This window comes from Pseudomonas sp. PDM03, assembly GCF_014852385.1.
In the GTDB taxonomy this organism is placed as follows: domain Bacteria; phylum Pseudomonadota; class Gammaproteobacteria; order Pseudomonadales; family Pseudomonadaceae; genus Aquipseudomonas; species Aquipseudomonas migulae.
Window position 1 is genome coordinate 126,883 of sequence record NZ_JACVBM010000010.1, and the last position, 14,900, is coordinate 141,782.

A 14,900-nucleotide genomic window follows, 5' to 3' on the forward strand; every position below is an offset into this window, starting at 1 on the left:
ATGAAAGCGCCACTCAGCCTGTTGACCCTCTGCGTGTTGCTCAGCGCGTGCGCCAACCCGGACCCGCGCCCGGACAGTGGCCTGCAGCCGCCGCCCACCTGGCAGTCGGCACACCATGAAAACGCCTTGATGCAGAACGCCCAGTGGTGGACGCACTTTGGCAGCCCGCAGCTCGATCAACTGATTGAACAGGCCCGCGTCGGCAGTTATGACCTGGCGGCGGCACTGGCCCGGGTGCGTCAAGCGCAAGCCACCACCGTGATCGCCGGCGGTTCGCTGTTGCCGGAAGTGAAAGCCGCCGGGAACGCCAATCGCCAGAAGCTGATGCGCGGCAACGGCTACAGCCAACTGGACGCCGACGACAGCAACAAGGCGGTGGATTACTTCGACGCCAGCCTCAGCGCCAGTTATGAAATCGATTTCTGGGGCGGCCAGCGCGCCTCCCGCGACAGTGCGCAATTCGGCCTGCGAGCCAGTGAGTTCGATCGCGATACGGTTGAGTTGACGCTGCTCAGTGCGGTTGCCAGCACCTACGCGCAAGCATTGTCATTGCAGGAACAGCAGCGTATCGCGCGGCTCAATCTGGCGAACGCACAAAAGGTTTTGAACCTGGTACAAACCCGCTTCGACTCAGGCTCTGCCACGGCACTGGAACTGGCCCAGCAAAAAAGCCTGGTGGCCGCGCAACAACGGCAGTTGCCGCTGGTGCAGCAACAAGCCGAAGAAGCACGGATCACCCTCGCCGCCCTCCTCGGCCGTCCGGTTCAGGCATTGACGCTCGACGATCAGCGCTTCGACCAGCTCAGTTGGCCGGTCATCGGTGCGGGCGTGCCCAGCGATTTGCTCAACCGTCGCCCGGACATTGCTCGCGCCGAAGCGCAGCTGGCGGCCGCACGCGCCGATGTGACCGTGGCCCGGGCGAAAATGCTGCCCACCGTGACATTGAGCGCCCAGATCGGTTCTGGCGCCGACACGTTCAGCGATGTGCTGCGCAGCCCGTTCTACAACCTCACCGCCGGATTGGTCGCGCCGATTTTCAACAACGGTCGCCTGGGCGCCGAACGTGATAAAGCCACCGCGCGCCAGGAAGAGCTGCTGGAAACCTACCGTGGCGCGATCATCAACGGCTTTGCCGACGTGGAAAAAGCCCTGACCGGCATTCGCGGACTGGACGCCCAGCGCCAATGGCAAAGTGAAGAATTGAATCAGGCGCAAACGGCTTTCGACATTGCGCAAAGCCGCTATCAGGCCGGGGCCGAGGATTTGCTGACAGTGCTGGAGACCCAGCGCACGCTGTATGCCGCGCAGGATTTGAATGTGCAGCTGCGGTTGGCGAGGTTGCAGGCGAGTGTTGCGTTGTACAAGGCGCTTGGGGGTGGGTGGCAGGTGTTGTGATGTGTGGCGATCTCACAATCGCCATCGCCGGCAAGCCGGCTCCTACAGTTTGGGTGCCGTACGCAAATCCTGGGGCACACATAAATCCTGTAGGAGTCGGCTTGCCGGCGATTGAACGATAACGCGGAATCTCTGGATTAACTGATCACCGCTTTAGCCTTCAAATTCCGCGCATACCAGGGTCGTTGCGGCACCTTCCTGAACAAATCCTTGAGCTTCTTCTCATCTTCACCAAAGGTAATCCGCAGCGCCAGCTTCATGGTTTCCGGGTCCATTTCCACCGACTTGCCCGCCTGCAACCCCGGTGTGGTGTTGCAGCCGTGGGTGCTCGGGCCGAGCCACGGATCGTCGATCTCGACCCAGCGACCGGGCGCAAACCACGGCACACCATTGACCTCCAGCCGCCTGACTTCCCCCGGATGAAAGCGCTCGTGCGCACGAAACCAGTCTTCGAGGCGGTCATCGATCCAGCCATGGAAATGCCAGAACACCGGGTTCACATGGGAGGAAAACGGGTCGCCAAGAAAGTCGTTTTCCGCCGCGAACCAACGGGCGGAAAAGTCTGCGGTGTCCCGGGCGAACGGCACAGGCTGGCCGTTGGACGGATCGCGGGGCACCGACGCCCAGCGCATGTGCAGCCAGTCATGCAACCCGAGCTCAACCTCGGAACCGAACTGCCCCAAGGTCAATTTCGACAAGTAACGCGGGTCACGGTATCGCGATTCCCAGACCTGAAAATTGCTGTGATAGGTCTCGGCGGTCTTGAGATCGGCCACCCATTGCGAATACTCGTCATCGTCATCAGCGCGCCAGGCTGGCGGCAAAGCGGTGCCGTCGTGGTTGTCGAAGTAACGGGCAAAGGCCTGGCGATCACGCACCAGTTCCGGTTGCGGCAACGGAAATTGCTGCCACGACGGCAAGTCTTGCAGGGAGCGCGCGGTGCCGAGCATGTGTCGGTGCATGAAGAAAAAGTCGATGCCCGAGCCATTGCGGTCCTTGCGCGGCCCGCGCGCATCGCGCTCCTTGTCCCGCAGCCCCGGCTGCCAGCCGATGCCGCGCAAGGCGTTGCGCTTGTCTTCGGACAAGGTGTGCCATTTGTCGCGGGAGGCGTGCCAGAGCTGATGGAACAAGCGGTGCTCGGGCGAAATCAGCCACGCCAGCAATGCCGGGCCCAGGCCCGTGCGCTCGCGCGCTTCAGGGAACACCTGTTTGACCGCGACAAAACGGTTGTCCTGGGCGGTCAAGGCCAACGGACGATCCAGACGCAGCACACGCCCACTCAAGGTGCCGCTGCCGGCATTGCCGAACGCGGCCCAGACTTCGTCCAGCTTGAAGGTGAATTCGTAGTCCGGCGTCCCGGTCGGGGATCGGGAATCGATCAGGCGCCAGCTCAGCTCTTGGTTATCTATGCCCGCCAGATCGCCGAGGACGCGATAGCGCGGCGGCGGTGCGGCACGCAGCGCCTCGAAAGTATCGAGAAAACCGTTGAGCCCTCGGCCCTTGTGACCGACGTCGAGCAGCAGTTGCAAGCCCTCGCGAGGCAAGCCGTCGAGCCCCGCGTCACGCCCCTCGAAGCGAATGTCCCAGACGCCCTGCAAGGTGCTGGCCAAACGCTGACCGGCCACATCCGCGACGTCGAATGACGCTTCGCCGGGGGTAATGGTCGGGTCCGGTTTTGTCAGTTCGCGATGCCCGTAATACGCCGCAGGCAGGGCGGCACCGGTCAGTGCCAGCCCCGCCAGGAACCATCGTCGAGAAATCGTCATTGCCCTACCTGTGTCAGCCATGGAGCAGGCTTTATCCAAGCTAGAACGTTTGTTGCCTCGACAAATTTAGAAGCTTCGCGGGCAAGCCTCGCTCCTACAGGTCGGCATACAAACCCTGTAGGAGCGAGCGGTGCGGCGATCCGACTTGCCCGCGAAGAGGCCCTCAGCCGCACTAAATTTCCCACTCGGCCACTCGTTCTTCCCAGATAGCAAAGGCCCCCGCGCCTGCACCCTCGACGGCGAACCTGACTGAGATGGCAATGACAAAACCTCGTTCGAAAAAGGCTCTTTTCATTGGCCTGCCCCTGGCGCTGGCCATCGCTGGCGCAGCAGGGTTTGCGGCCTGGGATTACTGGCTCAACGACAACCCCGGCTACCCGGTCGCGGTGATGAAACAGGCCGATGAACTGCAAGAACGCATCCTCTCGTTCGACAGCCACATCACCGTGCCCATGGATTTCGGCACCGCCGAAAACGAGGCCGACAAGGACGGCAGCGGCCAGTTCGACCTGGTCAAGACAGCGCGTGGTCGCCTGTCCGGCGCGGCGCTGACCATTTTCGGCTGGCCTGAAATCTGGAACGGCGACAACGCCCCGCACCGCCCGACCGCCGGGTTCATCGACGAAGCCCGTCACGAGCAGGAAACACGCTACAAAATCATCACCACCCTGGTGCGCGACTTCCCCAATCAGGTGGCCATTGCCTACACCCCGGACGATTTCCGACGCCTGCACGGCGAGGGCAAGTTCGCCGTGTTCATCAGCATGCTCAACGCCTACCCGCTGGGCAACGACGTCAACGCCCTGGATAAGTGGGCCGCGCGCGGAATGCGCATGTTCGGTTTCAGTTACGTGGGCAACAACGCCTGGGCCGATTCGTCCCGGCCGTTGCCGTTTTTCAATGATTCCCGTGATGCGCTGGGCGGCCTGTCAGAGCTGGGCAAACAAGCGGTGCATCGCCTGAACGACCTCGGGGTCATCATCGATGTGTCGCAAATGTCGACCAAAGCGCTTGAGCAAGTCAGCCAATTGAGCCGCGCACCGATGGTCGCCTCGCACTCGGCGCCACGGGCGCTGGTGGACATCCCGCGCAACCTCAGCGACAACGAAATGCAGCTGATCAAGAACAGCGGCGGCGTGGTGCAGATCGTCGGCTTCCCGACCTACATCAAGCCGCTGAGCCAGGGTACCCAGGACAAACTCAACGCCCTGCGTGCACGTTTCGACCTGCAACCGCTGCAAGGCCTGGAGATGGCGCTGATGCCGGGCGACCCGGTGATCACCGTGTGGTCGGAACAGCGTTTCGGCGAATACGCCAGTCAGCTCTACGGCATTGTCGATGAAGAACCCAAGGCCACCCTCAAGGATTACGGCGACGCCATCGACTACGCCGTGAAAAAAATCGGCATCGATCACGTCGGCATCAGCTCCGACTTCAACGACGGTGGCGGCCTGAACGGCTGGAAAGACGTCAGCGAGGCACGCAACGTGACCGCCGAACTGATCAGCCGCGGTTACAGCGAGGCCGACATCGCCAAGCTCTGGGGCGGCAATTTCCTGCGTGTCTGGGATCAGGTGCAGAAGTCCTCCAGACCCGTCGCCAAACACTGACATTCACTTTGCCAAGCGAACCGAATTCATGACCAACCGTCGTACATTCCTCAAGCAGGCCGGCATTGTCGCAGCCGCCATTCCCCTGGGTTCAGCGGTCAGCTTGCCGGCTCTGGCCGCCACGCCGGCGCCGCTGCCCAAAGACAAATGGGCGCAGTTTCGCCAGCTGTTCAATCAGGATCCCGATTACCTGCATTTCGCCAACTTCCTGGTGACCTCACACCCCCGCCCCGTACGCGAAGCCATCGAGATGCACCGCGCCAACCTCGACCGCAACCCAGGCCTGGCGATGGACTGGCATCGCGGCGAAACCGAACGCCGCGAAGAAGACGTTCGCGTGTGGGCTGGCCGCTATTTGAAAGCCAAGCCTTCGCAGATCGCCCTGACCGGCAGCACCACCGAAGGCCTGGCGATGATTTACGCCGGCATTCACGTGCGTGCGGATCAGGAAATCCTGACCAGCGAACATGAGCACTACGCCGCCAACAGCGTGTTTGAATTCCGTACGCAAAAGGACGGAACCAAGGTCCGTAAAATCAAATTGTTCGAAGACCCGTACAAGGTTTCGACGAAAGAAATACTGGCCTCGATTGCCCGCAACATTCGCCCCGAGACTCGCGTGCTCGGCATGACCTGGGTGCATTCCGGCAGCGGTGTGAAGCTGCCCATCGGCGAGATTGGCAAACTGGTCGCCGAGAAAAACCGCGACCGCCAGGAAAAGGATCGCATCCTTTATGTGGTCGATGGCGTCCACGGCTTCGGCGTGGAAAACCTCGATTTCCCGGACATGCATTGCGACTACTTCATCGCCGGCACCCACAAATGGATGTTCGGCCCACGGGGCACCGGGATCATCTGCGCCCGCTCAGATGAAATGAAGGACCTCACGCCAACCATCCCGACATTCTCCGAAGCAACCACGTTTTCGACCGTGATGACCTACGGCGGCTATCACTCGTTTGAACACCGCTGGGCGCTGACCGAAGCCTTCAAGTTGCATCTGGACCTGGGCAAGGCCGAGGTTCAGGCACGCATCCATGAAATCAACAGCTACCTGAAAAAGCGCTTGCAGGCGCATCCGTCGGTGGAGCTCGTCACGCCGTTGTCGCCCGAGTATTCCGCCGGCTTCACGTTCTTCCGGATCAAGAACCGCGACTGCGAAGAAGTCGCCAATTTCCTGATGGACCAGCGCGTGGTCTGCGATGCCGTGGACCGCGATGTCGGCCCGATCATTCGCCTGTCGCCGGGCCTGCTCAACACCGAGGCGCACATCGATCGCATCATGACGTTGTTGGCCGGCAAGCTCTGAAACACCGATTTCCTTTAGCGAGAATGCATATGAAAAACATCCTGCACAGACTCGGGTTGTCGCGCCCACAACTCGGGGCACTGACAATCCTGGCATTGCTCGGCACCGCGTTGCCCGGCGCGGCCCAGGCCACCACCGCACCGCTGCCGGGCAAGGTGTTCAAGGATTGCCGCAACTGCCCGGAAATGGTGGTGCTGCCCGCCGGCACCTTCACCATGGGCACGCCGGAAGGTGAAGTCGGTCGCGAACCCGATGAAGGCCCGATGCACGAAGTCACGTTCGACAAGCCGTTTGCCATGAGCCGTTACCAGATCACCGCCGGCGAATGGGACCAGTACCTGAAAGAAACCGGGATCACCATTCCCGACGGCGATACGCGCCCCGGCCGCGAGTGCATCAACAGCAAGCCGCGTTATCCACAAAGCCCGCGTCAGCCGGCGGTGTGCATGAACTTTGCCGAGGTCAGCGCGTATGTCGCGTGGCTGTCGCTCAAGACCGGCCAGCACTACCACATCGTCAGCGAGGCCCAGCGCGAATACGCCGCCCGTGCCGGTTCAACGGGGCCGTTCCCGTTCCCGTTCGATGAGGGCACCGAGTACAGCATCGCCACCCATGCCAATACTTACGGGCCAACCGACGGCTACAGCTACACCTCCCCGGCCGGCAGCTACCCGCCGAACGCCTTCGGCATGTACGACATGCACGGCAACGTCTACGAGTGGATCGCCGACTGCGAGCACAGCGATTACGTGGGCGCCCCCACCGACGGCAGCGCGTGGGTCGAACCCAACTGCGAAGCCTTGCAGATTCGCGGCAATGACTGGGGCGAAGCGCCGGTGTTCTCGCGTTCCGGCAACCGCAACAACATCTACCCACAAACCCGTGGCGACTGGATCGGTTTCCGCGTCGTGCGTGATCTGCCGTCCAAAGGCTGACACCCCTTCCCCCCGGCCGCCGCCAGTCGGCGGCCGTCTAAATTAAACGCCTGGCCACACGTTCTTCTGGGTATCTGCCTCACGACCCAAGAGACCTTTCTCACATGCATCTTCCCAAGACCCAGCCTGCCCGCGGTGCAATTCATGAATTGTTCACCCTCCTGAAACCGTTCCGGCTGGTGGTCAGCCTGTCGATCATTCTGGGCATGGTGGGCGGTCTGAGCGTGACGGTGCTGCTGGCCACGATCAACAATGCCCTGCATTCGGAAAGCGGCCTGACCCAAGGCGTGGTCGCACTGTTCGGCGGCCTTTGCCTGTTGGCGCTGGCGAGTTCGATCTGCTCGGACATCGGCACCAACTACGTCGGCCAGCACATCATCGCCAAGGTGCGCAAAGAGCTGGGGGAAAAGGTGCTGTCGGCGCCCATCGAACAGATCGAACGCTATCGCAGCCACCGACTGATCCCGGTGCTGACCCATGACGTCGACACCATCAGCGACTTCGCGTTTGCCTTCGCGCCGCTGGCCATTTCCCTGACCGTGACCCTCGGCTGCATGGGCTACCTGGCCCTGTTGTCGTGGCCGATGTTCCTGATGATGGTGCTGGCGATTGCCATCGGCACCGGCATCCAGTTTTACGCACAGGGCAAGGGCATCAAGGGCTTCATGGCCGCCCGTGACGCCGAAGACGAATTGCAAAAGCACTACAACGCCATCGCCGGCGGCGCCAAGGAACTGCGCATTCACCGTCCGCGCCGCCAGCGCATGTTCACCTCGGGCATTCAGGGCACGGCGGATTTCATCTGCAACACCCAGGTGCGCTCGATCAATACCTTCGTGATCGCCAAGACGCTGGGGTCGATGCTGTTCTTCGTGGTCATCGGCCTGGCGCTGGCCCTGCAATCGTTCTGGCCCAGCGCCGACAAGTCGGTGATGAGCGGCTTCGTCCTGGTGCTGCTGTACATGAAAGGCCCCATCGAGCATCTGGTCGGTACCTTGCCGGTGGTCAGCCGGGCGCGGATCGCCTTCCGCCGCATCGCCGAACTGTCGAGCCGGTTTTCCTCGCCCGAGCCGCACTTGCTGCTCAACGACACCGGCAAAAAACCGGCCGTGGTCAACAGCCTGCAACTGGACAACGTCAGCTATGCCTTCCCGGCTGCACCGGGCAGCGAAGCCTTCCGCCTGGGGCCGGTGAACCTGACCATCGAACAGGGCGACATCATTTTCATCGTCGGCGAAAACGGCTGCGGCAAGACCACGCTGATCAAGTTGTTGCTGGGGCTTTATGCGCCGCAACAAGGCGCAATCCTGCTCAACGGCGAAGGTGTCGATGCGCAGAACCGTGACGACTACCGCCAACTGTTCACCACGATTTTTGCCGACTACTACCTGTTCGATGACGTGGTGCAGGGCGATCAGCACATTCCCGAAGACGCCAACAAATACCTGCAACGCCTGGAAATCGCGCACAAGGTCAGCGTCAAGGACGGCAGCTTCACCACCACCGACCTGTCCACCGGCCAGCGTAAACGCCTGGCACTGGTCAATGCCTGGCTGGAAGAACGCCCGGTGCTGGTGTTTGACGAGTGGGCGGCCGACCAGGACCCGACCTTCCGCCGGATCTTCTACACCGAGCTGCTTCCGGACCTGAAGCGACTGGGCAAAACCATCATCGTCATCTCCCACGACGACCGCTATTTCGACATGGCCGATCAGTTGGTGCGCATGGAATCGGGCCGCGTGGTGACGGAACGGGCGACCGCCTGAGCAGCGTTGAATCCATATACCTCGACGATTTTCGGAGTTTGTTTTCCGGTTTCGTCGGGGTGATGCGTCTAATAATAATTATCATTAACTAAAAAATCTGCACACCTTAGGAGCGATTTGAGCAATGCAAAGCCCTACCCTGTCCCGCGCGCCGTTGGCTCTGGCCATCGCGCCGCAAAAGAAATTCCGAACAGTCGTACCGGGTGCGTTGCTGACCCTGTTGCTGCTGGGCACCTCTCAGGTCCAGGCCGGGCCGGTGAACGTTAACGTGCCTGCGCAATCGCTGGCCAGCGCGCTGCAGCAACTGGGTCAACAAACCGACCTGCAGATTCTGTACAGCCAGGACATGGTCAACGGCCTCAAGTCCACGGCGGTTTCCGGCAATCTGGAGCCGGAACAGGCATTGAATACGTTGCTGCTGGGGAGCGGCATTACGTTTCAACTGACGGGCAACACCGTTTCGCTGATTCCGGTCGCGGGTAACTCCAGCGCGCTGCAACTGGGCGCGACCGCCATTTCCGGCGTGGCGCCGGGGCCTACCACTGAAGGCACGCATTCCTACACCACCGATCAAGTGAGCATCGGCAAGGGCAACATCAAGCTCAAGGACATCCCGCAGTCGGTGTCCGTCGTCACGCGCCAGCGCATGGACGACCAGAATATGAACAGCCTGCAAGACGCGATGCGCCAGGTCACCGGCGTCACCATCAAGACCTACAACTCCGGTTCCAGCCTGAACGACGTCTACATGCGCGGCTTCCTCGTCGACCAGGTACAGGTTGACGGCGTATCGCAACCGACCGGCCAGGGCGACATGGGCACCAGCTTCGACCTCGCGATGTACGATCGCGTCGAAGTGTTGCGCGGCCCATCCGGCCTGTATCAAGGCGCTGGCGAACCCGGCGGCACCATCAACGTGGTGCGCAAGCGCGCCCTGAACAAATTCGCCCTCGGCGGCGAACTGGGCGCAGGTTCCTATGACCACTACCGCTCGATGGTGGACGTTACCGGCCCCTTGAACGATCAAGGCACCGTGCGCGGTCGCTTCATCACCGCTTACGAGAACAACAAATCCTTCGTCGACTCCGCCCAGAACGAACGCCCGATGGTGTACGGTCGCCTGGAGTTCGACCTCGACCCGTCCACCACCCTATCGGTCGGCGGCGCCTACCAGCAGAACCACTCCACCCCGGCGTTCGGTTTGCCGGCCTTTGCCGACGGCAAGTTGCTGGACGTGCCGCGCTCGACGTTCGTCGATGCCAAGTGGAACACCCTGAACGAGAAAGTCTGGGAGTCCTTTGCCGAGGTCGATCACGCGCTGGACAACGGCGGTCAGTTCAAGACCACCGTCACCTACCGCGACGCAGAAACGCCACAGCGTAACTTCACCTGGGCCGACGGTGCTGTCGATCCGGCTACCGGCGACAGCTCGGCCGTGGCGTACGACTACTACACCCACATCAAAACCATCGGCGTCGACAGCTTCGTCACCACGCCGTTCGAATTCGCGGATCGCAGACACGAGTTCACCGTGGGCGCCGAGTACCAGCACCTCGACAAAGACTTCGAATACGGTGGCGGCGAGTACTTCCCGATCAACGTCTACAACCCGGGCAGTATCGATATTCCCAAGAACGACTACGAGCGCAACAACGGTAACTGGTCCAAATCCGACCAGTACGGCCTCTATACCCGCGCCAAGTTCAACGTCACCGACTGGCTCGACGTGATCGGCGGCAGCCGTGTGACCTGGTACGAAAGCGACGCAAAGAACGCCAACGCCTTCTTCAACAGCTTCGGCGAAGCCCACACCAGCATCAACCGCAAGGTCGTGCCTTACGGCGCCATCATCGCCAAGCTGACTCCGGAACTGTCGGCCTACGCCAGCTACACCGGCGTGTTCAAGCCACAAAGCGAGCTCGACAGCGACAACTCGCCCATCGGACCGCGTAAAGGCAAGCAATATGAAGTCGGCCTCAAGCGCGAGTTCTACGACGGCCGCCTGAACGCCAGCATCGCGATGTTCCGCATCTACGATGAAAACCGTGCTCAATTCAACGCCGACACCGGTGGAAACGAAGCACAAGGCAAGGCGCGCAGCCAGGGCTGGGAAACCGAGTTGAGCGGTAACCTGACCGACAACTGGAGCATCGTCACCGGCTACGCCTTCACCACCACCAAATTGTTGAAATCTGACGACGCGACCGAAGGCAGCACCTTCAGCACCATCACACCGAAGCACAACTTCAACCTGTGGACCAAATACGAATTCGCCGACGGCCCGCTCAAAGACTTCAGCGTCGGCGGCGGCGTGCGTGTGGTCAGCAAGACCTGGTACCAGCGTGAAGTACGCTTCGAACAAAGCGGCTACGGCATCGCCACCGCGCAGGTGGGCTACAAGTTCAACGAGAACCTGTCGGCGACATTAACCGGCAATAACCTGTTTGATAAAAAGTACTACGATCGAGTGGACGCTTCGTGGGGGACTAACTTCTACGGCGATCCGCGTAATCTGACGTTGACGTTGCGGGCTAATTATTGATTGCTAAGTACGTTAAATGCTGAACAAAACCGGGCCGCTTGCGGCCCGGTGTTGTTTTTGGGGTGGATGGAGTTCAGTTTGCGCCTCGCGACCATCATTGTGTTTCGCAGCGATTGCCTTCGGGCTACAACATTACTCAGCGGAGGAGCAGGTATTCAGAATAATTCGTTCGTTTGGGAATTACTCATATGCGATCCGGTAGCTTTTTCAAACGCTGATTACGTCGTGGCAGCTCGAATCTGCAACAAAAAAGACACAGCCAGTGCACGCCGACAATTGCGAGGCCCCATACTCCTAATAGCCATACAAACCAGTTTTCATATCGGTTAGGTAAACCTAGCCCGTCTTGGTAAAAAACTGCTAACAACAACCAGATATAGGCAACCAGTAGTAGAGGGGCCAAAATGCATCGCTCAGCCTCGTCCTCAAAGCAAAGATACATGTGAGTCAGGCAAACCCCAGCGATGAAACTTGGCACGACCATCACCAAGACGATAATTACCCCTAACAAGCCTGCTGACAGCATTGTATATAACCCCAACGCCCCAAAAGCGAAGCTAGCAGGCATTACCACAACGAGGAATTCCAATCGCACCAGCTTGTTGTGTAAATAAGTTGCAAACATGCCTATTGCTCCTTGCAGAAAGCCTGCTCACTGTTTGATAGGACTATCCGATTACCTTTTCGATTCTCAGAGACAAGCTAACGCCAGCCCTTGCTCCATGATGATCGTGAGTTCGGCGCCGTGAAACTCATCTCGAATCTTCTTGAATCCAAGTCCCGGGCATTGGTTTCGTGTAGCACGCCAATGTTGCGTATTCGCGTGTGGCGATTCAAATCAGGCAGTCCAATTGAACGCTCTTTCCATGTGGTTGGCTGAGTACTAAGGGGCTGTCAGGCTAACGTCAGGGATACTCCTGCCGGGCATGCAAAACGCTCAGAATCTCGATTCGTTCCGTTACTCGATAAACCACCAAGTAGTTGGGATGCACAACAATTTCACGAGTATTGGGTACCCGGCCAAATCGATAGAGGTAGGGATGTTCAGGAAGCGCTGATGTAGCAGCCTCAATGGCTTGATACAGCTCGCTGGCTGCTACAAGGTGACGGTCGCCTATGTAATTCAGGATTTGCCAGAGTTCAGCCCGCGCTTCGGGCCGCCACTCAACCAGCATCGTGCTTGTTGCGCTTTGATTCGATGAGGGCTCGCATATCAGCCATCACCTGATCATGCGGGACATTCGGTCGTGGATCATCGAGCGAAGCTTGCACTTTGGCACGAAACCAAAGGTCGTAACTGGCAGCCTGCTCTTCGGTTTCGAACTCTGAAACAATGGGGGAAAGTTCGGCACTCATAGTCACCTCCGGTGTTCATTATTCAGCAGTCTAATGGGTATGCGGCTGGCTGTCGTTGCTCTCAAGACGAAGTGCGCCCCTCCTATCAAGCTGGATGCAGGCCATTCGCTTCAGCACCCGACCTAGTAGAAATCGTAGTAAAGCACCCATTCCCCCGTACTTTTGCTCTTCCAGAACATCAGGCTCCCGCAATCCACCACGTTCAGGTTGATTTTCGTGTCGGAGGAAATCTGGAACACGAATTCAAAATCATCACCGAGGTCCACGCCGGACTGGCAGAACGAGGGGTAGCCGCCAATCTTGTGTTCGTAGGTGTGAGTCACGAGGTCTGAGTAGCTTTCTATCTCGCCCGTCCGCTGAAGGCTGCATATTTCCTCTTCAAGGTCCGCCGGTGCGCCACCGCCATCCCACAGTGGAAAGTCTTCTGCGACCCGTTCGGCCAGCAACGGAAAGGGCTTGAGGTATGAGCCTGCTACCGGCAGCTCTTTGCGGACAAGTACATCGTCAAATCCATACTCCCTGATCAGCCAGTTGTTCCCCATCGGGTCCAGTGCTTCCGGCAAGGGACTGGAAACAAACAAGGTAAGGACGCGAACGCCGTCCAGCGCCGGACTGTTAAACGGCAGACTGGGGAGGTGGAATTGTGCAAAGGGAAGCAGTTCAGCTCCGGCGTCGTTTCTCGGGACGCCTTCATCCGGGCGAAACAGGAATACGTTTCCAAGCCAGCTTTCGTCATCCCCATGGGTGGGACGAAATCCGCCGGCGACGAATTTTGTGGCGGGTCTGGCCAAGCGTCTTTTGATTTCCTGGATGTTCATACCGGTACATCACTCCATTGCCAACTGCAGGGAGCCACAACGCTATACGGCGAACGTCCGAGCGCCAACCCTAAAAAGATGTCGGAAATTTCCCCGGAGTTTTCGCGTTTTACCTCGGCTGTAGGAAGCCGGTGAATGGCGCGGTAGGCGGTCAGTCAGACCGCGTTATCGTTTATCGCCAGCAAGCCGGCTCCTACAGGACCGGGGTGGGCCGAGTTTCGGCACCACCGCCAATTGTAGGAGCCGGCTTGCTGGCGATGCAGGCGACACGGTTTGTCTGATTCACCGCGGGGGGGCCATCGCCGGCAAGCGGGCGCCAGCAAGCCGGCTCCTACAGATCACGATTAACTCAGGCTTTCAGTGATCTGCGCCGCCAGTTGCTCCAGCATCGCTGGTACTTCCTGGACCATCTCCCCCATCCGTGCGAAGTCGTGGGTCATTCCGGCTTTCACGTCCAGCACTACGGGTTGTCCGACGGCACGCAGCTTTTCAGCCCAGGCCAGGCCTTCATCCAGCAATGGGTCGTATTCGGCCAACCACAGTACGGTCGGTGTCAGCCCTTGCAGGGTCTCGGCGAACAACGGGGAAAAGCGCCAGTCGCGGCGATCATCGGCACTGCGTTGATATTGCTGATAGAACCATTCCAGCGTGGTCGCTTCCAGCAGGTAGCCTTCGGCGAAACGTGCAAGCGACGGGCGTTTTTCCACGGCGTCGATCACCGGGTACAACAACACTTGCAGCCGTGGCGTGAGCGGCCAGGCCTGTGGGTCCTGGGCGATAGCAATCGACAAGGAAGCCACCAGGCTGCCGCCGACGCTGTCTCCTGCCAATGCGATACGTACCGGGTCCAGCCCGAGGGCACCGGCGCCGGTGGTGGCGAGCCAGCGCGTCACGTCTTCGGCATCCTCGTAGGCGACAGGAAAACGGTGTTCCGGGGCCAGTCGATAATCCGCCGACAGCACCGCAAAACCACCCGCCAGCGCCAGTCGCCGGCACAGGGTGTCGTGGGAATCGAGGCTGCCGACCACGTAACCGCCGCCATGGAAATACAGCAGCACCGGGCGTTCCTGCGTGCCCAGCGACGGTCGAGCATAGAGGCGTGCATTGAGCAGATGGCCGTCGCGGGCCGGAATGCTGACCGCAGTCACGGTCAGCGCGCCCATCGGTGCGGCGTCGAGCAGCTGCGAGGTTTGTTCGAATTGCTGGCGCGCTTCGGTCGGGCTCAGCTCGTGCATGGGCAGGCTTTTGCCGGTGAGGCGGCCGAACTCGGCCAGCTCTAGAAAACCTTCGATGTCCGGGTGCAGTGCCATGGGCGGTGGTCTCCAAAAAATAAAAAGCTCGCCCTATAAACGAACCGTGAGGGCCGTTCATTAGGGCGAGCTTGTTTTGGCGCGGTAAAAACC

Annotated in this window: 12 protein-coding genes; 6 read left to right on the plus strand and 6 right to left on the minus strand. The window is 60.0% G+C overall.

Going from position 1 to position 14,900, the window contains the following annotated elements; genetic code table 11:
* Complete coding sequence (locus IB254_RS16120) at nt 1–1,395, plus strand: efflux transporter outer membrane subunit (protein WP_192418052.1); 1,395 nt, start codon at nt 1–3, stop codon at nt 1,393–1,395.
* A 137-nt stretch (nt 1,396–1,532) separates the two neighbouring features.
* Here the strand turns inward: IB254_RS16120 and IB254_RS16125 are convergent, their stop codons facing one another.
* Complete coding sequence (locus IB254_RS16125; protein WP_192418053.1) at nt 1,533–3,161, minus strand: PvdJ/PvdD/PvdP-like protein; 1,629 nt, start codon at nt 3,159–3,161, stop codon at nt 1,533–1,535.
* A 260-nt stretch (nt 3,162–3,421) separates the two neighbouring features.
* Here IB254_RS16125 and pvdM point away from each other — a divergent pair, with 260 nt between their 5' ends.
* The 5 genes from pvdM (at nt 3,422) to IB254_RS16150 (ending at nt 11,323) form a co-directional block, all read left to right on the plus strand.
* Nucleotides 3,422–4,771, plus strand: coding sequence for a pyoverdine-tailoring dipeptidase-like protein PvdM (gene pvdM, locus IB254_RS16130; RefSeq protein WP_192418054.1), 1,350 nt, complete (start codon nt 3,422–3,424; stop codon nt 4,769–4,771).
* A gap of 28 nt (nt 4,772–4,799) precedes the next feature.
* On the plus strand, nt 4,800–6,080 hold the full coding sequence (locus IB254_RS16135; RefSeq protein ID WP_192418055.1) for an aminotransferase class V-fold PLP-dependent enzyme: 1,281 nt from the start codon (nt 4,800–4,802) through the stop codon (nt 6,078–6,080).
* Nucleotides 6,081–6,109: 29 nt separating this feature from the next.
* Nucleotides 6,110–7,015 carry a formylglycine-generating enzyme family protein gene (locus IB254_RS16140; RefSeq protein ID WP_192418056.1) on the plus strand — a complete coding sequence of 302 codons (906 nt, stop codon included), beginning with the start codon at nt 6,110–6,112 and terminating at the stop codon, nt 7,013–7,015.
* A 104-nt stretch (nt 7,016–7,119) separates the two neighbouring features.
* Complete coding sequence (locus tag IB254_RS16145; protein WP_192418057.1) at nt 7,120–8,781, plus strand: cyclic peptide export ABC transporter; 1,662 nt, start codon at nt 7,120–7,122, stop codon at nt 8,779–8,781.
* Between the two features lie 124 nt (nt 8,782–8,905).
* Nucleotides 8,906–11,323 carry a TonB-dependent siderophore receptor gene (locus IB254_RS16150; protein WP_192418058.1) on the plus strand — a complete coding sequence of 806 codons (2,418 nt, stop codon included), beginning with the start codon at nt 8,906–8,908 and terminating at the stop codon, nt 11,321–11,323.
* A gap of 184 nt (nt 11,324–11,507) precedes the next feature.
* Here the strand turns inward: IB254_RS16150 and IB254_RS16155 are convergent, their stop codons facing one another.
* From IB254_RS16155 to IB254_RS16175, 5 genes are all read right to left on the minus strand, one after another.
* On the minus strand, nt 11,508–11,948 hold the full coding sequence (locus tag IB254_RS16155) for a hypothetical protein (protein WP_192418059.1): 441 nt from the start codon (nt 11,946–11,948) through the stop codon (nt 11,508–11,510).
* A gap of 280 nt (nt 11,949–12,228) precedes the next feature.
* The gene (locus tag IB254_RS16160) at nt 12,229–12,498 is read right to left on the minus strand and encodes a type II toxin-antitoxin system RelE/ParE family toxin (protein WP_192418060.1); all 270 of its coding nucleotides are present in this window, start codon (nt 12,496–12,498) and stop codon (nt 12,229–12,231) included.
* Nucleotides 12,488–12,679 (minus strand): antitoxin, encoded by a 192-nt coding sequence (locus tag IB254_RS16165; RefSeq protein WP_192418061.1) that lies wholly within the window; start codon nt 12,677–12,679, stop codon nt 12,488–12,490. The genes IB254_RS16160 and IB254_RS16165 overlap by 11 nt, the downstream gene beginning before the upstream one ends.
* Before the next feature lie 122 nt (nt 12,680–12,801).
* A complete protein-coding gene (locus IB254_RS16170) occupies nt 12,802–13,497 on the minus strand; it encodes a DUF1963 domain-containing protein (protein WP_192418062.1) in 696 nt (231 codons plus the stop codon).
* A gap of 344 nt (nt 13,498–13,841) precedes the next feature.
* The gene (locus tag IB254_RS16175) at nt 13,842–14,807 is read right to left on the minus strand and encodes an alpha/beta hydrolase (RefSeq protein WP_192418063.1); all 966 of its coding nucleotides are present in this window, start codon (nt 14,805–14,807) and stop codon (nt 13,842–13,844) included.
* Nucleotides 14,808–14,900 lie beyond the last annotated feature (93 nt).

Bases quoted from the DNA above. Each gene is read 5' to 3' on its own strand.
- IB254_RS16160 (WP_192418060.1), bottom strand. From the start codon at position 12,498: ATGCTGGTTGAGTGGCGGCCCGAAGCGCGGGCTGAACTCTGGCAAATC.
- IB254_RS16155 (WP_192418059.1), bottom strand. From the start codon at position 11,948: ATGTTTGCAACTTATTTACACAACAAGCTGGTGCGATTGGAATTCCTC.
- IB254_RS16140 (WP_192418056.1), top strand. From the start codon at position 6,110: ATGAAAAACATCCTGCACAGACTCGGGTTGTCGCGCCCACAACTCGGG.
- IB254_RS16175 (WP_192418063.1), bottom strand. From the start codon at position 14,807: ATGGCACTGCACCCGGACATCGAAGGTTTTCTAGAGCTGGCCGAGTTC.
- IB254_RS16150 (WP_192418058.1), top strand. From the start codon at position 8,906: ATGCAAAGCCCTACCCTGTCCCGCGCGCCGTTGGCTCTGGCCATCGCG.
- IB254_RS16145 (WP_192418057.1), top strand. From the start codon at position 7,120: ATGCATCTTCCCAAGACCCAGCCTGCCCGCGGTGCAATTCATGAATTG.
- IB254_RS16125 (WP_192418053.1), bottom strand. From the start codon at position 3,161: ATGACGATTTCTCGACGATGGTTCCTGGCGGGGCTGGCACTGACCGGT.
- IB254_RS16135 (WP_192418055.1), top strand. From the start codon at position 4,800: ATGACCAACCGTCGTACATTCCTCAAGCAGGCCGGCATTGTCGCAGCC.
- IB254_RS16165 (WP_192418061.1), bottom strand. From the start codon at position 12,679: ATGAGTGCCGAACTTTCCCCCATTGTTTCAGAGTTCGAAACCGAAGAG.
- pvdM (WP_192418054.1), top strand. From the start codon at position 3,422: ATGACAAAACCTCGTTCGAAAAAGGCTCTTTTCATTGGCCTGCCCCTG.
- IB254_RS16170 (WP_192418062.1), bottom strand. From the start codon at position 13,497: ATGAACATCCAGGAAATCAAAAGACGCTTGGCCAGACCCGCCACAAAA.
- IB254_RS16120 (WP_192418052.1), top strand. From the start codon at position 1: ATGAAAGCGCCACTCAGCCTGTTGACCCTCTGCGTGTTGCTCAGCGCG.